This is a genomic window from Pseudomonas sp. NPDC090752 (genome assembly GCF_055584805.1).
Window position 1 is genome coordinate 144,988 of sequence record NZ_JBVJLI010000014.1, and the last position, 21,569, is coordinate 166,556.

The window sequence follows — 21,569 nt, forward strand, 5'->3', positions numbered from 1 at the left end:
CCAAGGCGAGCCCCTGTCCCCACTTCCCATGTCAGACCACCCGGTCACGATCCATTAGCGTGTCCCCGATCCCCATTTCCAGGCAAAGCAGGATGCTTACCGATGCTCTTCAGCGAACTGATGGCTGCTCTTTCCACCCGTGCGATCCGACTCCAGCGTGAAGACCAGGACCTGATCGTCCTGGGTGACGACGAAACCTTGGACGATACCCTGTGGGAGGCGCTGTCCCGGCACAAGCCGGCCTTGCTGGAGATGCTTGCGTCATGCGATGACGACTGGCTCAGCCCGGCGTTTCAGATCACTCCCGACATGCTGGGGCTGGTGACCCTCGACCAGCCGGCCATCGACCGCATCGTCGCCAGCGTGCCGGGTGGTGCGGCCAACGTGCAGGACATCTACCCGTTGGCGCCGCTGCAGCAAGGCATGCTGTACCAGCACCTGGCGGCCAGCGACGGCGACCCGTATCTGGCCCAGGTGCAACTGCGCTTCGCCAGCAAGGCGCACCTGGAAGCTTTCGCCGAGGCCCTGCAGTGGGTGATCCAGCGCCACGACATCCTGCGCACGGCGCTGCACTGGGAGTACCTGGACGAGCCGGTGCAAGTGGTGTGGCGGGAGGCGACGCTGGTCCGCGAGGCCATCGCGGTCGACGGCGGCGAAGCGCTGGCCCGCCTGTGCGAGCGCTTCGACCCTCGGCACTATCGCCTCGACCTGCGCCAGGCGCCCTTGATGCAGTTGATGCACGCTCGTGGCGAAGGCCAGGAGTGGGTCGCCTTGCTGATGTTCCACCACGTGGTCATGGACCATACCGCCCTGGACATCGTGCGCCGCGAGATCCAGGCCCACCTGGCCGGTGAGTCAGCGCAATTGCCGGCGCCGATGCCGTTTCGCAATGTGCTGGCCGCCGCGCGCGTGGCGCTGGACGAGCAGGCACATGAGCGCTTCTTCCGCGAGATGCTTGAAGGCATCGACGAGCCGACATTGGCCTTCGGCCTGCAGGACAAAGGTGAGCACGCTCTGGAGCAAGCGCGCCTGACCTTGCCGGCGGCCCTCAGCCAACGCCTGCGCAGCCAGGCGCGGCTGCTCGGGGTGAGTCCGGCGAGTGTGCTGCACCTGGGTTTCGCGCGCCTGGTCGGGCAACTGTCTGGGCGTCAGGCGGTAGTGTTCGGCAGTGTCTTGCTGGGCCGCATGACCACTGGGGATGGCAGCGAGCAAGCCCTGGGCATGTTCATCAACACCCTGCCGCTGCGCATCGACCTTGGCCAGCACGGCGTGCGCGAAGGCTTGCTGGCCACCCACCGGCGCCTCACGGCCTTGCTCAGCCATGAGCAAGCGTCACTGGCCCTGGCCCAGCGCTGCAGCGGTGTGGCTGCGCCAGCGCCGCTGTTCAACAGCATGCTCAACTATCGCCACAGTGCTGCAGGCGATGCCGCCGACGTCATCCCGGTGGCGCCGGGCATCGATATCGTCGGCGCCGAAGAACGCACCGACTACCCGCTGACCGTCAGCGTCGATGACCTGGGCGACGACCTGCGCCTGACCGTGCAGAGCCTGCCGCAGTGGGGCGCGGCGCGCGTGTGCGGGCAGTTCGAACAGGTGCTCGACAGCCTGGTCGACGCGCTGGAACACGACCCTGCAGCGCCATTGCAAGGGCTGGCCGTGCTGCCGCCGGTGCAGCGTGAGCAGGTGCTGCGGCTGTTCAACCAGACCGCACAGGTGTATCCGCAAGCCCAGACCGTGCACGCTTTGGTGCAAGCCCAGGCCGACCGTTCGCCACAGGCTGCGGCCTTGATTCAAGCAGATACCGTGTTGAGTTACGGCGAACTGAACCGGCGCGCCAACCAGCTGGCTCATCAGTTGATCGGGCAGGGCGTGAAGGTCGGCGACCGCGTTGCCCTGTGCTTGCCGCGTACCGCCGAGCGCCTGGTCGGCCTGCTGGCCGTACTGAAGGCGGGTGCCGCCTACGTGCCCGTGGACCCGACGTACCCGGCCGAGCGCATCGCATACCTGTTGGCTGACAGTGCGCCAACCTTGGTGCTGGCGACGACGGCAATCGGAAACCTGCCGAACGTACCCCGACTGGATCTGGACCGACCCGGCGCATTCGCGGCGGATGACAGCAATCCTGTGGTGTCCGCTGTCGACGCGCAGCAATTGGCCTACCTGGTCTACACCTCCGGCTCCACTGGGCAGCCCAAGGGTGTGATGATCGAACACCAGGCACTGGCCAACCTGGTGCATTGGCACTGCCAGGCCTTCGAACTGGTTGCTGGGTCGCACAGCTCCAGCGTGGCGGGCTTCGGTTTCGACGCCATGGCCTGGGAAGTCTGGCCAACCCTGTGTGCCGGCGCCACCCTGCACCTGCCGCCAGCGCACATCGGCAACGAGCATGTCGACGAATTGCTCGACTGGTGGCTGCAACAGCCGCTGCAAGTCAGTTTCCTGCCGACACCGGTGGCCGAACAGGCCCTGCGCCGCGATCGCCAGCACCCGACCCTGCGCACGCTGCTGATCGGTGGCGACCGCCTGCGCCAGTTCGATCGCGATCCCGGGTTTGCTCTGGTCAACAACTACGGACCGACCGAAACCACCGTGGTCGCTACCGCCGGGCAGCTCAGCCCAGGCGGCAGCCTGCATATTGGCCGGCCAATCGCCAATACCCGGGTGTATGTGCTCGATGAAGGCCTGCAGCCGGTGCCGGTGGGCGTTTCTGGCGAGCTCTACATCGGTGGTGCACAGGTCGCACGCGGCTATTTCAACCGCCCCGAGCTCACCGAAGAACGCTTCCTGGCTGATCCTTTCAGCGAGCTGGCGCACGCCCGCATGTACCGCAGCGGCGATGTGGTGCGCTGGAACGCCGACGGCACGCTCGACTACCTGGGCCGCAACGACGACCAGGTAAAAGTCCGAGGTGTGCGGGTGGAACTGGGCGAGATCGAAGCCGCCCTGGCCCTGCAACCCGGCATCGCCGATGCTGTCGTTATGGTGCGCGAAGGGCGTCTGTTGGCCTGGTTTACCGAGACGGCGCCGGTCGACCTCGATCAGTTGCGCCTGGCCCTGCAGGCCCGCTTGCCGGGGCAACTGGTACCGCTGGCGTTTATCCGCCTGGAACAATGGCCGCTGACCAGCCACGGCAAGCTCGACCGCCGCGCGTTGCCCGAGCCAGATAGCAGCCTGTTGATCAGTCAGGCCTATGCAGCACCGCAAAACGACACTGAAGCGACCATGGCCGCGATCTGGGCCGAAGTGCTGGGTGTCGAGCGGGTAGGGCGTTTCGATAATTTCTTCGAGCTGGGCGGCCATTCGTTGCTGGCCGTGACCCTAGTCGAGCGCCTGCGCAAAGCCGACCTGGTGATCGATGTGCGCGTGCTGTTCGCCCAACCGACCGTGGCCGCCCTCGCCAGTGCGGCGGGGCTTACTCACGCGGCAAGCGTTCCGGGCAATCGTGTACCGCCAGGCGCCGAGCACATTGACCCTGGCATGCTCAGCCTGATCTCGCTTGACCAGCCCACGATCGACGCAGTCGTCGCCACGGTGCCCGGCGGCGCTGCCAACGTGCAGGAAATCTACCCGCTGGCGCCCTTGCAGGAAGGCATTCTCTACCATCACCTGAGTGCCGAGCAGGGTGACCCGTACCTGCTGCAGACTCGCCTGGCTTTCGACAGCGTCGAGCGCCTGCTGGCCTGGGCCGGGGCCCTGCAGCAAGTCATCGACCGTCACGATATCCTGCGCACCTCGGTGCTCTGGCAGGGCCTGGCGCAGCCGCTGCAAGTGGTCTGGCGCAAGGCAGCGCTGGTGGTCCGCGAAATCGATGACCTGGTCGATGAGCCGGGTGTCGCCCGCATTGAGCAACTGCACGCCCGCTTCGATGCCCGTCACCACCGCCTGGACCTGGCTCAGGCTCCGCTGACCCGCCTGTATTACAGCCTCGACGCGGCCAACCAGCAGGTGGTGGCAATCCTGCTGTTCCACCACCTGACCCTGGACCACACCGCCATGGACGTGGTCGCCCGTGAGATGCGCGCGTTGCTGTTCGGTCAGGCCCAGACCCTGCCGGCAGCGGTGCCGTACCGCAACTACGTGGCCCAGGCGCGCTTGGCGGATCAGTCCGGCCATGAGGCGTTCTTCCGCGAGATGCTGGCGGATGTCGACGAGCCGACCTTGCCGCTGGGCTTCGCCGATGTGCAAGGCGATGGTCGCGCCATCGAATCGGCCTTCCAGGCGCTGGATGCCGACCTCAGCCAACGCCTGCGCGGCCAGGCCCGCCAGCTTGGCGTCAGCGCCGCGAGCCTGATGCACCTGGCCTGGGCACGGGTGCTGGGGGTGCTCGCCAACCGCCACGACGTGGTCTTCGGCACGGTGCTGATGGGCCGCTTGCAAGGGGGCGAGGGGGCCGACCGGGCGCTGGGCATGTTCATCAATACCTTGCCCCTGCGGGTCGATACCCGTGCCTCGGTGCAAGCAGCCGTGCGCGCCACCCACCGCAGCCTGTCGGCACTGCTTGGTCACGAACACGCGCCGCTGGCGCTGGCCCAGCGCTGCAGTGGCGTAGCGGCCTCGGTGCCCCTGTTCAGCGCCTTGCTCAACTACCGCCACAGCGCCGCTGACGCCCCGCGCGAAGGCGAGGGTATCTGGGAAGGCGTGCGCCTGCTTGGCGGCGAAGAGCGCAGCAACTACCCGCTGACCTTGAGCGTCAACGATCTGGGCGATGCTTTCAGTTTCAGCGTGTTGGCGGTCGAAGGCCTCGGCGCGGCCCGGGTGGTCGAGTGGATGGCGGCAGCGGTGGGCCAGCTGCTGCAGGCGCTGGAACAAGAGTCGGACACCCCGGTTGATAGTGTGTCAATCCTCAGCGACGCGGCCCGTCAACAACTGCTCGGCGGCTTCAACGACACTGCCCAGGCGTTCCCACAAGGCCAAACCGTGCACGCCTTGGTTGAAGCCCAGGCCGCCCGTACACCCGATGCCTCGGCACTGAGCCAGGCAGGGCTGGCCCTGAGCTACGCCGAACTGAACCTGCGCGCCAACCGCCTGGCGCACCGCCTGATCGAGCATGGCGTACAGCGTGGCGACCGAGTTGCCCTGTGCCTGCCGCGCAGCATCGAGCGGGTAATCGGCCTGTTGGCCGTGCTCAAGGCCGGTGCTGCCTACGTCCCGGTAGACCCCGGCTACCCGGCTGAACGCATCGCGTATCTGCTCAGCGACAGCGCGCCAACATTATTGTTGGCCGAGTCGAAGCTGACCGGTTTGCCGGATGGGGTGCCCCGCCTGGACCTCGACCAGCCCGCTGCCTGGCACACGCTCGACAGCAACCCGCAAGTGGCCGGGCTGGACGCCCATCATCTGGCCTACGTGGTCTACACCTCCGGATCCACCGGCCAGCCCAAGGGCGTGATGATCGAACACCAGACCCTGGCCAACCTGGTGCACTGGCACTGCCAGGCTTTCGCCCTGGCTGCCGGCGAGCGCACATCGAGCGTCGCCGGTTTCGGTTTCGACGCCATGGCCTGGGAGGTCTGGCCGGCCTTGTGTGCCGGTGCCACCCTGCACCTGCCGCCGGCACACATCGGCAACGAGCACGTCGATGAGCTGCTCGACTGGTGGCTGGAGCAGCCGCTCGCGGTCAGCTTCCTGCCTACCCCGGTGGCCGAGCAGGCGCTGCGCCGCGCCCACCAGCATCCAACCTTGCGCACCTTGCTGATTGGCGGCGACCGCCTGCGGCAGTTCGACCACGACCCCGGCTTCGAACTGGTCAACAACTATGGCCCGACCGAAACCACTGTCGTCGCCACCTCTGGCAAGGTAGTGCCTGGCGCAGCCCTGCATATTGGCCAGCCCATTGCCAACACGCGCGTCTATGTGCTCGACGAGCAACGCCAACCGGTGCCGATCGGAGTAACCGGTGAGCTTTACATCGGCGGTGCTCAGGTTGCCCGGGGCTACTTCAATCGGCCCGAATTGACCGCTGAGCGCTTCCTCGAAGACCCGTTCAGCCGCCTGGCCGGTGCACGCATGTATCGCAGCGGCGATCTGGTGCGTTGGAACGCCGACGGCACCCTGGACTACCTCGGCCGTAACGACGACCAGGTGAAGATTCGTGGCATTCGTGTGGAACTGGGCGAAATAGAGGCGGCCCTGCAAGCATATCCGGGCATCGAGGATGCCGTTGTGCTGGTGCGTGGCGAGCGGCTGCTGGCCTGGTTCACCGAGGCCGAACCCGTGCAACTCGACCAATTGCGTCAGGCCCTGCAGTCGTGCCTGCCGGCGCATATGCTGCCGCAAGCCTTGATTCGCCTTCAGCAGCTGCCGCTGACCAGCCATGGCAAGCTCGACCGCCGTGCATTGCCAGAGCCCGAAACCGCTGACCTGATCAGCCAAGGCTATGAAGCACCGCAGGGCGAGACTGAAACGCTCATGGCCGCGACCTGGGCCGATGTCCTGGGCGTCGAGCGAGTAGGGCGCTTTGATAACTTCTTCGAACTGGGCGGCCATTCGCTGCTGGCTGTGACCCTGATCGAGCGCCTGCGCCAGCAGGGGCTGCAGACCGACGTGCGGGTGCTGTTCGGCCAGCCGACGGTGGCCGCGCTGGCGGCGGCGTTGGGTAATGGCCGCCAGGTGACCGTGCCACACAACCGCATCCCGGTAGACTGCACGCAAATCACACCGGACATGCTGCCACTGATCGAGCTGGACCCGGCCAGCATCGAGCGGATCGTCGCCACGGTGCCGGGCGGCGCCGCCAATGTGCAGGACATCTACCCGCTGGCCCCGCTGCAGGAAGGCATTCTCTACCATCACCTCAGCGCTGCCGGTGCAGACCCGTACCTGCTGCAGTGGCGCATCGCCTTCGATAGCCCCGCGCGCCTGCAAAGCTTCGCCAGCGCCCTGGACAAGGTCATCGCCCGCCATGACGTGCTGCGCACCGCCGTGCTCTGGGACGGCCTGCGCCAGCCCGTGCAAGTGGTCTGGCGCCAAGCGCCCGCAGCTATTCTTGAGACCGCCGCACAACCTGTGGGAGCGGGTCTTGCCCGCGAAGCATCCAACGCGATACTCGATCTGACCTCTGCTCCCCTGATCCGACTGCTGCACAACCGCACCCCTGGCACGCACCGCATCGAAGCCACGCTGCAATTCCACCACATCGTCCTTGACCACACCGCCATGAAAGTGGTCCTCGAAGAAATCCGCGACCACCTGCACGGCCAAGCCCCGACCCAGCCCCCGGTGCCTTACCGCAACTACGTGGCCCAGGCGCGCCTGGCCATCAGCGAAGCCGAGCACGAAGCCTTCTTCCGAGCCGAACTGGCCGACATCACCGAACCGACCCTGCCGTACGGCCTGACCGATCTTCAGGCCCAGGCCAGCGATTTCGAACTGGCCACCGTGCAACTGCAAACCGCCGACTACCAACGCCTGCGCCAGCAGGCCCAGCAACTGGGCGTCAGTGCCGCGAGCCTGCTGCACCTGGCCTGGGCACGCCTGGTATCGGCCACCAGTGGCAAGGACAGCGTGTTGTTCGGCACCGTGTTGCTGGGTCGCCTGCAAGGTGGCGCAGGTGCCGACCGTGGCCTGGGCATGTTCATCAACACCCTGCCGCTGCGCCTGGACCTCGATGGCCTTGGTGTGCGTGACGGCGTGCGCCTGGCGCACCAGCGCTTGGGTGCGCTGCTGGTCCATGAACACGCCTCGCTCGCGTTGGCTCAGCGCTGCAGTGGCGTCGCCGCGCCATTGCCCTTGTTCAGTGCGATGCTCAACTACCGGCATGGTACGAGTGCATCCGAACAGCAGGTGCACCGCGATGCCCTCGAGGGCATCGAAGCGTTGCCCAGCGGCGGGCACGGTCACTATCCGTTAAGTGTCAATGTCGATGACCTGGGCGATGGCCTGCGCCTGACCGCGCAGGTCACGGCGCAGGTGGGGGCGCGGCGGATCTGTGATCAATTGGTACAGGTCGTTGTTGGCTTGCTCGATGGGCTGGAGCAGCAGCCGCACTTGCCCGTGCAGCAACTGCCGATTATGCCAGCGCAGGAAAGCCAACGACTGCTGGTCGAAGCCAACGCCACCGGGCGCGGGCATGACCTGCAGCAGCCACTGCATCGCCTGTTCGAAGCGCAAGTGCATCATGCGCCCGAAGCTGTGGCCCTGGTGGCTGACGAGGGCGAGCTGAGCTATCGCCAGCTCGACGAACAGGCCAATCGCCTGGCGCATCACCTGATCGGCCTTGGGGTCAAACCCGATGATCGCGTGGCGATCTGCGTCGAGCGCGGGCTGTCGCTGGTTGTAGGCCTGCTGGCGATACTGAAGGCGGGCGGGGCCTACGTGCCGATCGACCCGAGCTACCCGACAGAACGTATTCTGCACATGCTGGAGGACAGCGCGCCGCTGGCAGTGCTGGTGCACGGTGCTACCCGCGCGGTAGTGCAGTCGTCGCCAGCGTTGCTGATCGATCTGGATGATTCGACTTGGCATGCCCAGCCGATCAGCAACCCACGGGTGCCTGGCCTGGCGCCACATCACCTGGCCTACGTGATCTATACCTCCGGCTCCACAGGCCTGCCCAAGGGCGTCATGGTCGAGCACCGCAACGTGGTCAATCTGGTGCACTGGAGCCAACGCCTTTGCGCCGGCAGCGTGCTGCACAAGACCCCGATCAGCTTCGATGCTTCGGTGTGGGAGTTGTTCTGGCCGCTGTGCAGTGGCTTGCGCCTGGTGCTGGCACGCCCGGACGGTCAGCGTGATCCTCACTACCTGGCGCAGTTGATCCAGGCGCAGCAAGTGAACGTGGTGCAGTTCGTACCCGCTCTGCTGCAGCAGTTCCTCGAAGAGCCGCAAAGCGCCACGTGCAGCAGCCTCAGCGACATCGTCTGCGGTGGCGGCGAGCTGACCTCGGCCATGGCCGCCCTGGTACGCCAGCGCCTGCCGGGAGTGCGGCTGCACAACGTCTATGGCCCCACCGAGACGACCGTCGACTGCAGCGTCTGGACCCTGGAACCCGACGCGGCGCTGCCGCAGACGCCACTGCCCATCGGCCGCCCGATCGACAATACCCAGCTCTATGTATTGGACAGCCGCGATCAGCCTGTCCCATGGGGCGTAGCTGGTCACCTGCACATTGGCGGGGCTGGTGTCACCCGCGGCTACCTGGGCCTGCCGCAACAGCAGGCCGAACGCTTCATTGCCAGCCCGTTCGTGGCTGACGAACGCCTGTACCGCAGCGGGGACCTGGTACGCCAGCGTGCCGACGGCAACCTGGAATTCCTCGGCCGCAACGACCACCAGGTGAAGATCCGTGGCCTGCGTATCGAACCCGGTGAAATCGAGGCGTGCCTGACCCGCGTAGCTGATGTACGCGAAGCCGTGGTGCTGGCCATCGATGAACGCCTGGTGGCGTATTACACCGGCGCAGAACAACCGGCGGGCAGCCTGCGCCAGGCGCTGCTGGCCCAGCTGCCTGAGTATATGGTGCCGGGGTTGTACGTTCACCTCGCCTACCTGCCGCTGACAGCCAATGGCAAACTCGACCGCAAGGCACTGCCGACCCCGGATGCCGCATCACAACAACGCCCATTCGAAGCGCCACAAGGCAGCACTGAACTGCTGCTGGCGGGTTTGTGGGCCGAACTGCTTGGCGTCCCGCAGGTTGGCCGCCACGACAACTTCTTCGAACTGGGGGGCCACTCGCTACTGGCCGTGAGCCTTACCGCGCGCCTGCGCCTGGAAGGTTTGCAAGTCGATGTGCGAGCCTTGTTCGGCCAACCGACCATTGCCGCGTTGGCCGCGACCCTGGGTCAGAACCAACAAGTAACGGTGCCGGCGAACCGAATCCCGGACGGCTGCACACACATCACCCCGGACTTGCTCAGCCTGATCGAGCTCGACCAGGCGGCCCTCGACCTGATCGTCGCCAGCGTGCCTGGCGGCGCCTCGAACGTGCAGGACATCTACCCGCTGGCACCGTTACAGGAAGGTATCCTCTATCATCACCTGAGCGCCGCCGAGCACGACCCGTACGTGCTGTACTCGCGCTTGCGCTTCGACACCTTCGAGCGACTACAAGCTTTCGCCAATGCGCTGGAGCAGGTGATCGCCCGCCACGACGTCTTGCGCACCGCCGTCCTTTGGGACGGCCTGCCGCAACCCCTTCAAGTGGTCTGGCGCAGCGCGCCGCTCGCTGTAATCGAGCATGCCGCGGACCCAGTGGGAGCGGGTCTTGCCCGCGAAGAAGCCAGCGCAAAGCTTGACTTGAGCACCGCGCCACTCATTCGCCTGCTCTACACCCAAGCCACTGACTTCATCGAGGCCACCCTGCAATTTCACCACATCGTCCTCGACCACACCGCCCTCGAAGTCATTGGCGAAGAACTGGTCGCCTTCCTTCAAGGCAAACCGACCGCCGGGCCTGCGCCTGCGCCTTACCGCAACTACGTCGCCCAGGCCCGGCTGGGCATCAGCCAGGCCGAGCACGAGGCGTTCTTCCGCACGCAACTGGCCGATATCGATGAGCCGACCCTGCCATTCGGCCTGAGCGATGTGCAGGGCGATGGTCGCGCCATGCAGGAAGCCAAGCTGCCGTTGTCCGCCGAACTCGCCGCCGGCCTGCGTCGCCAGGCACGTGAACTGGGCATCAGTGTCGCCAGCCTGTTCCACCTGGCCTGGGCGCGCCTGTTGGCTGCCGCCAGTGGCAGGGACAGCGTGGTGTTCGGCACCGTGTTGCTCGGCCGCCTGCAAGGCGGCGAGGGCGCAGAGCGGGCGCTGGGCATGTTCATCAACACCTTGCCGCTGCGGGTCGACCTGGGTAGCGTCAGCCTGCGTGATGCGGCTCATGTGACCCACCAGCGCCTCAGCGCGCTGCTCGCCCACGAACACGCATCCTTGGCCCTGGCCCAGCGTTGCAGTGGAGTAGCGGCGCCATTGCCCTTGTTCAGCGCGATGCTCAACTATCGCCATGGCGCCGTGAGCACTGCCGAGCAGCGCCAGGCCTGGCAGGGCATCGAGGTGCTGGAGGGGCAAGAGCGAACCAATTACCCGTTGAGCCTTAATGTGGATGATCTGGGTGATGACTTCCGGCTGGTTGCGATGACGTCGGCGGACATCGGCGCAGCGCGGATCTGCGGGCAGATGAAGCAGGTGCTGGAAGCCATGGTCACGGCGCTGGAGCATACGCCTGAGCTGGCGTTGCAGCGGCTGCCAGTGCTGCAACCCGAAGAGCGCCAGCGTGTGCTGGTGGATTTCAACGACACGGCGGCGGGTTACGACCTTGAGCAAACGCTGCATGGGCTGATCGAAGCACAGGTCGAACGCACGCCGAATGCCGTGGCGGTGCGGGCTGAAGGGGGCGAGCTGAGCTACTTGGAACTCAACGCTCAAGCCAACCGCCTGGCGCATCACCTGATCGGATTGGGCGTCAAACCGGATGATCGGGTGGCGATCTGCGTCGAACGTGGGCTGTCGATGGTGGTCGGGCTGTTGGCGATCCTGAAAGCTGGCGGTGCTTATGTGCCGGTCGATCCGGACTATCCGGCCGAGCGCGTGCGCCACATGCTGAGCGACAGTGCGCCGGTAGCGGTGCTGGTGCATGCCGCGACGCGTCATGTACCGGAAAGTGCCACAGCCATCGATCTGGATCAGCCTATCTGGAATGCCCAGCCGGCCAGCAATCCGGTCGTGGCAGCGTTGACGCCTCGTCATCTGGCTTACGTGATCTACACCTCCGGTTCGACCGGTTTGCCCAAAGGCGTGATGAACGAGCACGCCGGGGTGGTCAATCGTCTGCTGTGGATGCAGGACGCCTATGGCCTCGGTGTTGAGGATGTGGTGCTGCAGAAAACGCCATTCAGCTTCGACGTGTCGGTGTGGGAGTTCCTCTGGCCCCTGCAAACCGGTGCGCGCCTGGTTATGGCGCGCCCTGGCGGGCATCGTGACCCCGAGTACCTGCGCGATGTTATCCGCCGCGAAGGTGTTACCACCTTGCACTTCGTGCCGTCGATGCTGGATGTGTTCCTCGCCCATGGTGACGCTTCGGCTGACCGCATCAAGCGCGTGCTGTGCAGCGGTGAAGCCTTGCCGGGCAGCTTGGTGCGGCGCTTCCACACCCAACTGCCAACCGTCGAGCTGCATAACCTCTACGGCCCGACCGAAGCGGCGGTGGATGTCAGTGCCTGGCATTGCGTGACCGCACCGGACAACACGCCGATCGGCAAACCCATTGCCAACACCACGCTGTACGTGCTCGATGGCCAAGGCCAGCCGGTGCCGCAGGGCGTGGCCGGTGAGCTGTTTATCGGCGGTGTGCAGGTCGCTCGAGGCTACCTGAATCGCGCCGAACTGACCGCCGAACGCTTCATTGAAGACCCGTTCAGCACCAAAGCGGCTGCCAGGTTGTACCGCACCGGTGACCTGGCCCGCCATCTGGCCGACGGCAACATCGAATACCTTGGACGCAATGACGACCAGGTGAAAATCCGTGGCTTGCGTATCGAGCTGGGCGAGATTCAAGCCGGCCTGACCGCCATTGATGGTGTCCAGGAAGCCGTGGTTGTGGCGCGCGAGCAACGCCTGATCGCGTACTACACCGGCGAGCCGCAAAGCACCGAAACCCTGCGCTCGTCGCTGCTCGCACACCTGCCCGAGTTCATGGTGCCGGCGCAGCTCATGCACCTCGAAGCGCTGCCTCTGAGCCCAAACGGCAAGCTTGACCGCAAGGCGCTGCCTGAACCCGACGCTCTCCAAAACCGTCCGTTCGAGGCCCCGGAAGGCGAAACCGAAACGCTGCTGGCCGCACTCTGGGCCGAGTTGCTGAGCGTCGACAGGGTAAGCCGCCACGACAACTTCTTCGAGTTGGGCGGCCATTCGCTGCTGGCAGTCAGCCTGACTTCGCGCCTGCGTCAACAAGGCTTGCATGCCGACATCCGCGTGTTGTTCGGCCAGCCGACCCTGGCCGCACTCGCGGCTGCCGTCGGCGGCGATACCCGCGTCAAGGTGCCGAAAAACCATATCCCGGCTGATTGCACGCACATCACCCCGGACATGCTGCCCCTGGCCGAGCTGTCGCAAGCATCGATCGACACGCTGATCACGCAGATTCCCGGCGGTGCCGGCAATATTCAGGATATCTACGGCCTGGCGCCGCTGCAGCAAGGCATCCTCTACCACCACCTGGCCAGCGAAGGCGCCGATCCCTACGTCCTCCAGGCACGCTTCGCCTTCCCGGACCAGTCCACGCTCGACGCCTTCGCCGCTGCCCTGGACCAGGTCATCACCCGCCATGACATTCTGCGCACCAGCATCCACTGGCAGCACCTCGAGGAACCTGTGCAGGTGGTCTGGCACAAGGTCTCCTCTGTTGCGGCGATCAGGTTTGGCGCAGAAACTACAGGTCTGCCCCTGAACACCGCCCCCTTGATCCGCCTGTTACCGACTCAGATCAACGGCCGCGTCGAAGCGACCCTGCTTATCCATCACATCATCCTCGACCACGCCGCTGTCGAGCACCTGGTCGCAGAAGTCACCGCCGCACTGCACAACCAACCCCTGCCACACGCCAGCGTCCCTTACCGAAACTACGTGGCCCAGGCCCGGCTGGGCGGCGACAGCCAGGCTGAAGAAACGCTGTTCCGTGACTTGCTGGGTGATATCGACGAACCGACTGAAGTGTTCGGCCTGCGCACTGCACACTGCGACGGCAGCCGCGTGCGCGACAGCCGCCAAGCGCTCGATGGCAGCCTGGCCAGGCGCCTGCGCGAGCAGGCCCGCCAGCTCGGTATCAGTGTCGCCAGCCTGGTCCATCAGGCCTGGGGCCAAGTACTGGCGCAGTTGTCTGGACGCGAGGAGGTGGTATTCGGCACCGTGCTGCTGGGTCGCCTGCAGGGTGGCGAGGGCGCGGAGCGCGCGCTGGGCATGTTCATCAACACCTTGCCGTTGCGTGTCAGCGTGGGTGCTTCGGGTGTCGCCGAGGGCGTGCGCCTGACCCATCAACGCCTGGCCCGGCTGCTCGCCCACGAACAAGCCTCGCTGGCCGTGGCACAACGCTGCAGCGGCGTACCGGCTACCCAGCCCTTGTTCACCAGCCTGCTCAACTTCCGCCACAGCGCACCCTCCAAGGCCGCGTTGCGCGACGCCTGGCAGGGCATAGAACAACTGGCGGCGCATGAGCGCAGCAACTACCCGCTGGTCGTCAACGTCGACGATCTGGGCGATGCCTTCGTCCTTACGGTGCAGGCCGTGGCAGACGTGGACGGGGCGCAGGTTTGCCGCTTGCTGGGCACAGCCCTTGAACGGTTGACGCAAGCCCTGGAACAGTCACCGGAGCTCGCCCTGCAGCAGATCAGTTGCCTGGCCAACGCCGAGCGCGAATTAGTGTTGCACGGCTTCAACGCCACGCGCCGCGACTACCCGCGTGAGCATGCCGTGCACACGCTGTTCGGTGCTTTCGCTGCGCTCAGCCCGGACGCTGTCGCCGTGATCCACGGCGAACGACAGTTCAGCTACCAGCAACTCGACCAGCGCGCCAATCAGCTGGCGCATCACCTGCAGGCCCTGGGCGTTCGCCCGGGTGATCGTGTGGCCTTGTTGCTGTCGCGCAGCGTCGACCTGCTGGCGGCGCAACTGGCGGCAAGCAAGTGCGCAGCGGTGTACGTGCCGCTGGACCGCAACGCCCCGGTCGAACGTCAGGCATTCATGGTCGCCGACAGCCAAGCGAAGGTGCTGCTGACGCACAGCGGCGAGCCGCACGTGGGCCAGGCCCAGCGCGTCGAACTGGACCAGCTTGACCTTACGGGCTATCCGATCCAGTCGCCGGGCCTGGCGGTGTGCGCCGGCAGTGCGGCCTACATCATGTACACCTCCGGCTCAACCGGCACGCCCAAAGGCGTCCAGGTCCCGCACCGCGCCATCGTGCGATTGGTGATCAACAACGGTTTCGCCGACTTCAACCGCCAGGACCGGGTCGCCTTCGCCTCCAACCCGGCGTTCGACGCCAGCACCCTGGAAGTCTGGGCGCCGTTGCTCAACGGCGGCACGGTGGTGGTCATCGACCAGCATCAGGTGCTGTCGCGCGAAACCTTGCGCGGTGTGCTGCTGGAGCAGGGTGTCAGTGTGTTGTGGCTGACCGCCGGGCTGTTCCATCAGTTCGCCGACGACCTGCTGCCTGCCTTGGCCAAGCTGCGCTACCTGATGGTGGGCGGCGATGTGCTGGACCCGGCGGTGATCGCCCGGGTGCTACGTGAAGGGGCCCCGGCTCATCTTCTGAACGGCTACGGGCCAACGGAAGCCACCACATTCAGCACCACCCACGAGATCAACGACGTGGGTGAGGGCAGCATTCCGATCGGCAAACCGATCGCTAACGGTCGCTGTTATGTCCTCGACGCGCGCCAGCAACCACTGCCGGTCGGTGCGGTTGGCGAGCTGTACATCGGGGGTGACGGCGTTGCCCTGGGCTATCAGGGCCAGCCGGCGCTGAGCGCCGAGCGCTTCCTGGACGACCCGTTCAGCCGTGAGCCCGACGCGCGCATGTACCGCAGCGGTGATCGGGTGTGTTGGCAGGCCGACGGCACCCTGCGTTACCTGGGCCGCGCCGACCAGCAGATCAAGCTGCGGGGCTTTCGTATTGAACTTGGCGAAATCGAAGCGCGCCTGGGCCAGTGCTTCGGTATTCGTGACACAGCAGTGGTGCTGCGTGAGGACACTCCGGGTGACAAGCGCCTGGTCGCGTACTTCACGGCAAGCGACCCGGCGACCGTCATCGGCGAACTTCATGCTCAACTGCAAGGGCAACTACCCGACTACATGCTGCCGGCAGCCTACGTACGCCTGGAGGCGTTGCCGTTGACCGCCAACGGCAAGCTGGACCGCCGCGCACTACCGCAGCCGGAACACGACGCCTTACTCAGCCGCGCCTTCGAGGCGCCGCTGGGCGAGGTGGAATGCAGCCTGGCGCAAATCTGGGCCGAGGTACTCAAGGTCGAGCAAGTCGGCCGCCACGATCACTTCTTCGAACTGGGCGGGCATTCGCTGCTGGCCGTGACCGTGGTCGAGCGCATGCGCAAGGCCGGCTTGAGTGCCGATGTGCGCGTGCTGTTCGCCCAGCCGACCCTCGCGGCCCTGGCTGCAGCGGTGGGCAGCGGGCGCGAAGTGCAGGTGCCGGCCAACCGCGTACCCCACGGGGTCCGTCAGATCACGCCGGCCATGCTCAGCCTGATCGACCTCGACCAGGCCAGCATCGACCGCATTGTCGCCAGCGTGCCGGGCGGGGCCGCCAATGTGCAAGAGATCTACCCATTGGCACCGCTGCAGGAGGGCATTCTCTATCATCACCTGAGCGCCGAGCAGGGCGACCCGTACCTGCTGCAGTCACGCCTGGCGTTCGACAGCCTCGCTCGCCTGCAGGCCTGGGCTGGGGCGTTGCAGCAAGTTATCGATCGCCACGACATCCTGCGGACCTCGGTGCTGAGCGAGGGACTGGAGCAGCCGGTGCAGGTGGTCTGGCGAGAAGCACGGATGGACGTGACGGCGGTTACTGATTTGAGCAGTGCATCGCCCATCGATGCCTTGCAGGCGCGTTTCGATGCCCGCCACCAGCGCCTTGACCTCTCCCATGCGCCGCTGATGCGCCTGTTGTATGCCGACGATCCTGCCAACCAGCGCGTGGTGGCGATCCTGCAGTTCCACCACCTGGCCCTGGACCACACGGCCATGGAGGTGATCGCCGGCGAGATGCGGGCGTTGCTGGCCGGTAACGCTGGGCAATTGGCCGCGCCGGTGCCTTACCGCACGTATGTCGCCCAGGCTCGCCTGGGGGCTGATGACGCCGCTCACGAGGCATTCTTCCGCGAGATGCTCGGCGACCTCGACGAGCCGACCCTGCCGTTCGGCCTGGCCGATGTGCAGGGCGATGGGCGCGCCATCGAAGAAGCGCGCCTGCCCGTCGAGCCTGGCCTGGCCCGCCAGCTGCGTGAGCAGGCCCGGCGCCTGGGCGTTAGCGCCGCGAGCCTGGCGCACCTGGCCTGGGCACAGGTGCTCGGGGTGCTGGCCAACCGCAATGACGTGGTCTTCGGTACCGTGCTGATGGGCCGCCTGCAAGGCGGTGAAGGCGCGGACCGCGCGCTGGGTGTGTTCATCAACACCTTGCCGCTGCGCATCGACCTCGACGCGCCTGTGCAGCAGGCGGTGCGGGTTACCCATCAGCGGCTCTGCGCGTTGCTCGGGCACGAACATGCCTCCCTCGCGTTGGCCCAGCGCTGCAGCGGCGTGGCAGCGGGGCAGCCGTTGTTCAGCGCGTTGTTCAACTACCGCCACAGCAGCGCCGGCACGCCTGCCGAGGACGATGCCAGCGTGCAGGGCGTGCGTTTGCTGGGCGGTGAAGAGCGCAGCAACTACCCGCTGACCCTCAGCGTCGATGACTTGGGCGAAGGCTTCGCCTTGAATGTGCTGGCCCAGGACGGTATTGGCGCCGAACGCGTCGCACAGTGGATGAACCAGGCTCTGACGCAGCTGAACCAAGCCTTGGAGCAGGCCGCAGGCACCCGCGTAAGCGCGCTGTCGATCCTCGATGCAGCCGCTCGCCAGCAGGTGCTGGACACCTTCAATGCCACCGTCCGGCCTTACCCGCAGGGCCAGACCGTGCCTGCCCTGGTCGAAGCCCAGGCCGCCCGCGCCCCCCAAGCGGCGGCGCTGGTGCAGGATGGCCAAGTGCTGAGCTATGGCGAGTTGAACCGCAGCGCCAACCGCCTGGCCCACTACCTGATCCACCGTGGCGTGCAGCTGGGCGACCGGGTTGCCCTGTGCCTGCCGCGCAGCCTCGAGCGCCTGGTTGGCTTGCTGGCGGTGCTCAAGGCAGGTGCGGCTTATGTGCCGGTGGACCCAGGCTATCCAGCCGAGCGCATTGCCTACCTGTTGCACGACAGCGCGCCCGCACTGGTGCTGGCAGACGCAAGCACGCGAGGCATGCTCGGCGATATTGCCCGAGTCGAACTGGACCGTGATGACTGGCAAGCCGAAGCGGACAGCAACCCGCAGGTCACGGGCCTGGACGAACGTCAGCTGGCCTACGTGATCTACACCTCCGGGTCCACCGGCCAACCCAAAGGGGTGATGGTCGAGCACGGCACCCTGGCCAACCTGGTGCACTGGCACTGCGAGGCCTTCGACCTGGGGGCCGGCAGCCATACCAGTACGCTGGCCGGTTTCGGCTTCGACGCAGTGGCCTGGGAGGTGTGGCCGGCGCTGAGCTGCGGGGCGGTGTTGCACCTGCCGCCTGCGCGCATCGCTGGCGAACACGTCGACGAACTGCTCGACTGGTGGCTGGAGCAACCGTTTCAGGTCAGCTTCCTGCCCACACCGGTGGCCGAACAGGCGCTGCGCCGCGAGCGCCAGCATCCGACACTGCGTACCTTGCTGATTGGCGGCGACCGGCTGCGCCAGTTCGACCGGGATCCGGGCTTCACCCTGGTCAACAACTATGGCCCAACCGAGACCACCGTGGTCGCGACCTCCGGACGGCTGCAAGCGGGTGGCACCCTGCATATCGGCCAGCCGATCGCCAATACTCGCGTCTATGTCCTCGACGCCCATGCCCAGCCGGTGCCGGTCGGCGCTGTCGGCGAGCTGTACATCGGCGGGGCAGGTGTCGCCCGTGGTTACCTCAACCGTCCTGAATTGACCGAAGAGCGCTTTCTGCCCGACCCCTTCAGCGATCGTCCACGTGCACGGATGTACCGCAGTGGCGACCTTGTACGTTGGAATGCCGACGGCACCCTCGACTACCTGGGCCGCAACGACGACCAGGTGAAGATCCGCGGCGTGCGCGTGGAACTGGGCGAGATCGAGGCTGTACTGGCGGCGCAGCCGGGTATCCGCGATGCGGTGGTGCTGGTGCGTGATGAGCGCTTGCTGGCCTGGTTCAGCGGGGACGTACCGATGGAGGCATTGCGCGGCGCGTTGCAGGCGCGCCTGCCAGCGCACCTGGTGCCACTGGCATTCATTCAGCTGGATGCCTTGCCGCTGACCCGCCACGGCAAGCTTGACCGCAAGGCCTTGCCTGCCCCGGATCCAGAGCAGTTCGCCAGCCAGGCCTATGCTGCCCCGCAAGGCCCAGTGGAAACCGCGCTGGCACAGGTCTGGGCCGACATGCTGGGCGTGGCGCAGGTTGGCCGGCATGACAATTTCTTCGAACTGGGCGGCCACTCGCTGCTGGCCGTGAACCTCACGGCGCGCTTGCGTCGAGAGGGCCTTCAGGTCGATGTGCGAACCCTGTTCGGCCAGCCGACCATTGCCGCGCTGGCGGCGACACTGGGCAAGGCACGGCAGGTGGAGGTGCCGGACAACCTGATCCCTGCCGGCTGCACGCACATCACTGCGGCCATGTTGCCGCTGGTGGCGCTGGAGCAACACTACATTGAACGAATTGTCGCCGAGGTCCCGGGTGGTGCTGCCAACGTGCAGGACATCTATCCGCTGGCACCGCTGCAGGAAGGCATTCTGTACCATCACCTGAGCGCTGTGGAGCATGATCCCTACGTGCTGCAATCGCGTTTCGCCTTCGCCAGCCGCGAGCACCTGGACAACTTCGCTGCCGCACTGGACAAAGTCATCGCCCGCCACGATGTGCTGCGTACCGCCGTACTCTGGGAAGGCTTGCCGCAACCGGTGCAGGTGGTCTGGCGAAGGGCGCCGCTGGCTGTCTTTGAAGGGCAAGCCAGTCACCGCCTCGACCTGAGCCAAGCCCCGCTGATCCGGCTGTTCTACTGCCAGACCGAAGCGGGCATCGAAGCTACCCTGCAATTCCACCACATCGTCCTCGACCACACTGCCATGGAAGTCGTCGGCGAAGAACTGATCGGTTTCCTGCAGAACAACACGGAACCGGCACACGCCCCCGTGCCTTACCGCAACTACGTGACCCAGGCCCGGCTGGGCGTCAGCCAGGCTGAGCACGAGGCGTTCTTCCGTTCGCAGCTGGCCGATATCGATGAGCCGACCCTGCCGTTCGGTCTGAGCGATGTGCAGGGCGATGGCCGCGACATCGAAGAAGCCCAACTGTGGCTGCGCGATGATCTGGCCCAGCGCCTGCGTCAGCAAGGGCGGCAACTGGGCATCAGCGTCGCCAGCCTGTTCCACCTGGCCTGGGCGCGCCTGTTGGCAGCCGCCAGTAGCAGGGACAGCGTGGTGTTCGGCACCGTGTTGCTCGGCCGCCTACAAGGCGGCGAGGGCGCAGAGCGGGCGCTGGGCATGTTCATCAACACCTTGCCGCTGCGCATCGACCTGGCTGGCATCGGCGTGCGTGACGGGGCGCAGGCGGCCCACCAGCGGCTGAGCGCGCTGCTCGCTCACGAACACGCGTCCTTGGCCCTGGCCCAGCGTTGCAGTGGCGTGGCGGCGCCATTGCCGTTGTTCAGCGCGATGCTCAACTACCGCCACAGCACCCCGGTCAGTAGCAGCCAGCGCACAGCCAGCGAGGGAATCGACATCCTCGAAAGCCAGGAACGCAGCAATTACCCGCTGGGGCTAAACGTCGACGACCTGGGAGAGGGCTTCCGTCTGGTGGCCATGACCCCGGCAGACATCGGCGCGGCGCGGATCTGTGGGCAGATGAAGCAGGTGCTGGAGACCATGGTCGCGGCGCTGGAGCAGACACCTGAGCTGCCGCTGCAGCAGCTGCCAGTGCTGGAGCGAGGAGAGCGCCAGCGTGTGTTGGTGGATTTCAACGACACCGCGGTGGGTTATGACCTTGAGCAGACCCTGCATGGGCTGATCGAAGCACAGGTCGAGCGTACGCCGGATGCCGTGGCGGTGCGGGCTGAAGGGGGCGAGCTGAGCTACTTGGAACTCAACGCTCAAGCCAACCGCCTGGCGCATCATCTGATCGGATTGGGCGTCAAACCGGATGATCGGGTGGCGATCTGCGTCGAACGTGGGCTGTCGATGGTGGTCGGGCTGCTGGCCATCCTGAAAGCGGGCGGGGCCTATGTGCCGGTCGACCCGGAGTATCCATCCGAGCGCGTGCGGCACATGCTGAGCGACAGCGCACCGGTTGCGGTGCTGGTGCATGCCGCGACCCGTCATGTGCCGGAAGGCGGGCGAATCATCGACCTGGACCAGCCCACCTGGGGCGAGCAACCCGCGGCTAACCCTGTAGTTGTGGACCTAACAACGCGTAATTTGGCCTACGTGATCTACACCTCCGGCTCGACCGGCCTGCCCAAGGGCGTGATGAACGAACACGCCGGGGTGGTCAACCGCCTGCTGTGGATGCAGGACGCCTACGGCCTCGACGCCGACGATGTGGTGCTGCAGAAAACCCCGTTCAGCTTCGACGTGTCGGTGTGGGAATTCCTCTGGCCCCTGCAAACTGGTGCGCGGCTGGTCATGGCGCGCCCTGGCGGGCATCGTGATCCCGAGTATTTGCGCGAGGTGATCCGCCGCGAAGGCGTTACCACCTTGCACTTCGTGCCGTCGATGCTGGATGTGTTCCTGGCGCATGGTGACGCTTCGGCTGACCGCCTCAAGCGCGTGCTGTGCAGTGGCGAGGCCCTACCGGGCAGCCTGGTGCGGCGGTTCCACGCGCAATTGCCAACGGT

The 21,569-nt window shown here is 66.0% G+C and carries 1 protein-coding gene; it reads left to right on the plus strand.

Features of this window, described 5'->3' with window-relative positions; translation table 11 throughout:
* Positions 1-102: 102 nt before the first annotated feature.
* Positions 103-21,569: non-ribosomal peptide synthase/polyketide synthase (locus ACZ6YA_RS19070; protein ID WP_465898641.1), on the plus strand; the 21,467-nt coding region annotated here is incomplete at its 3' end.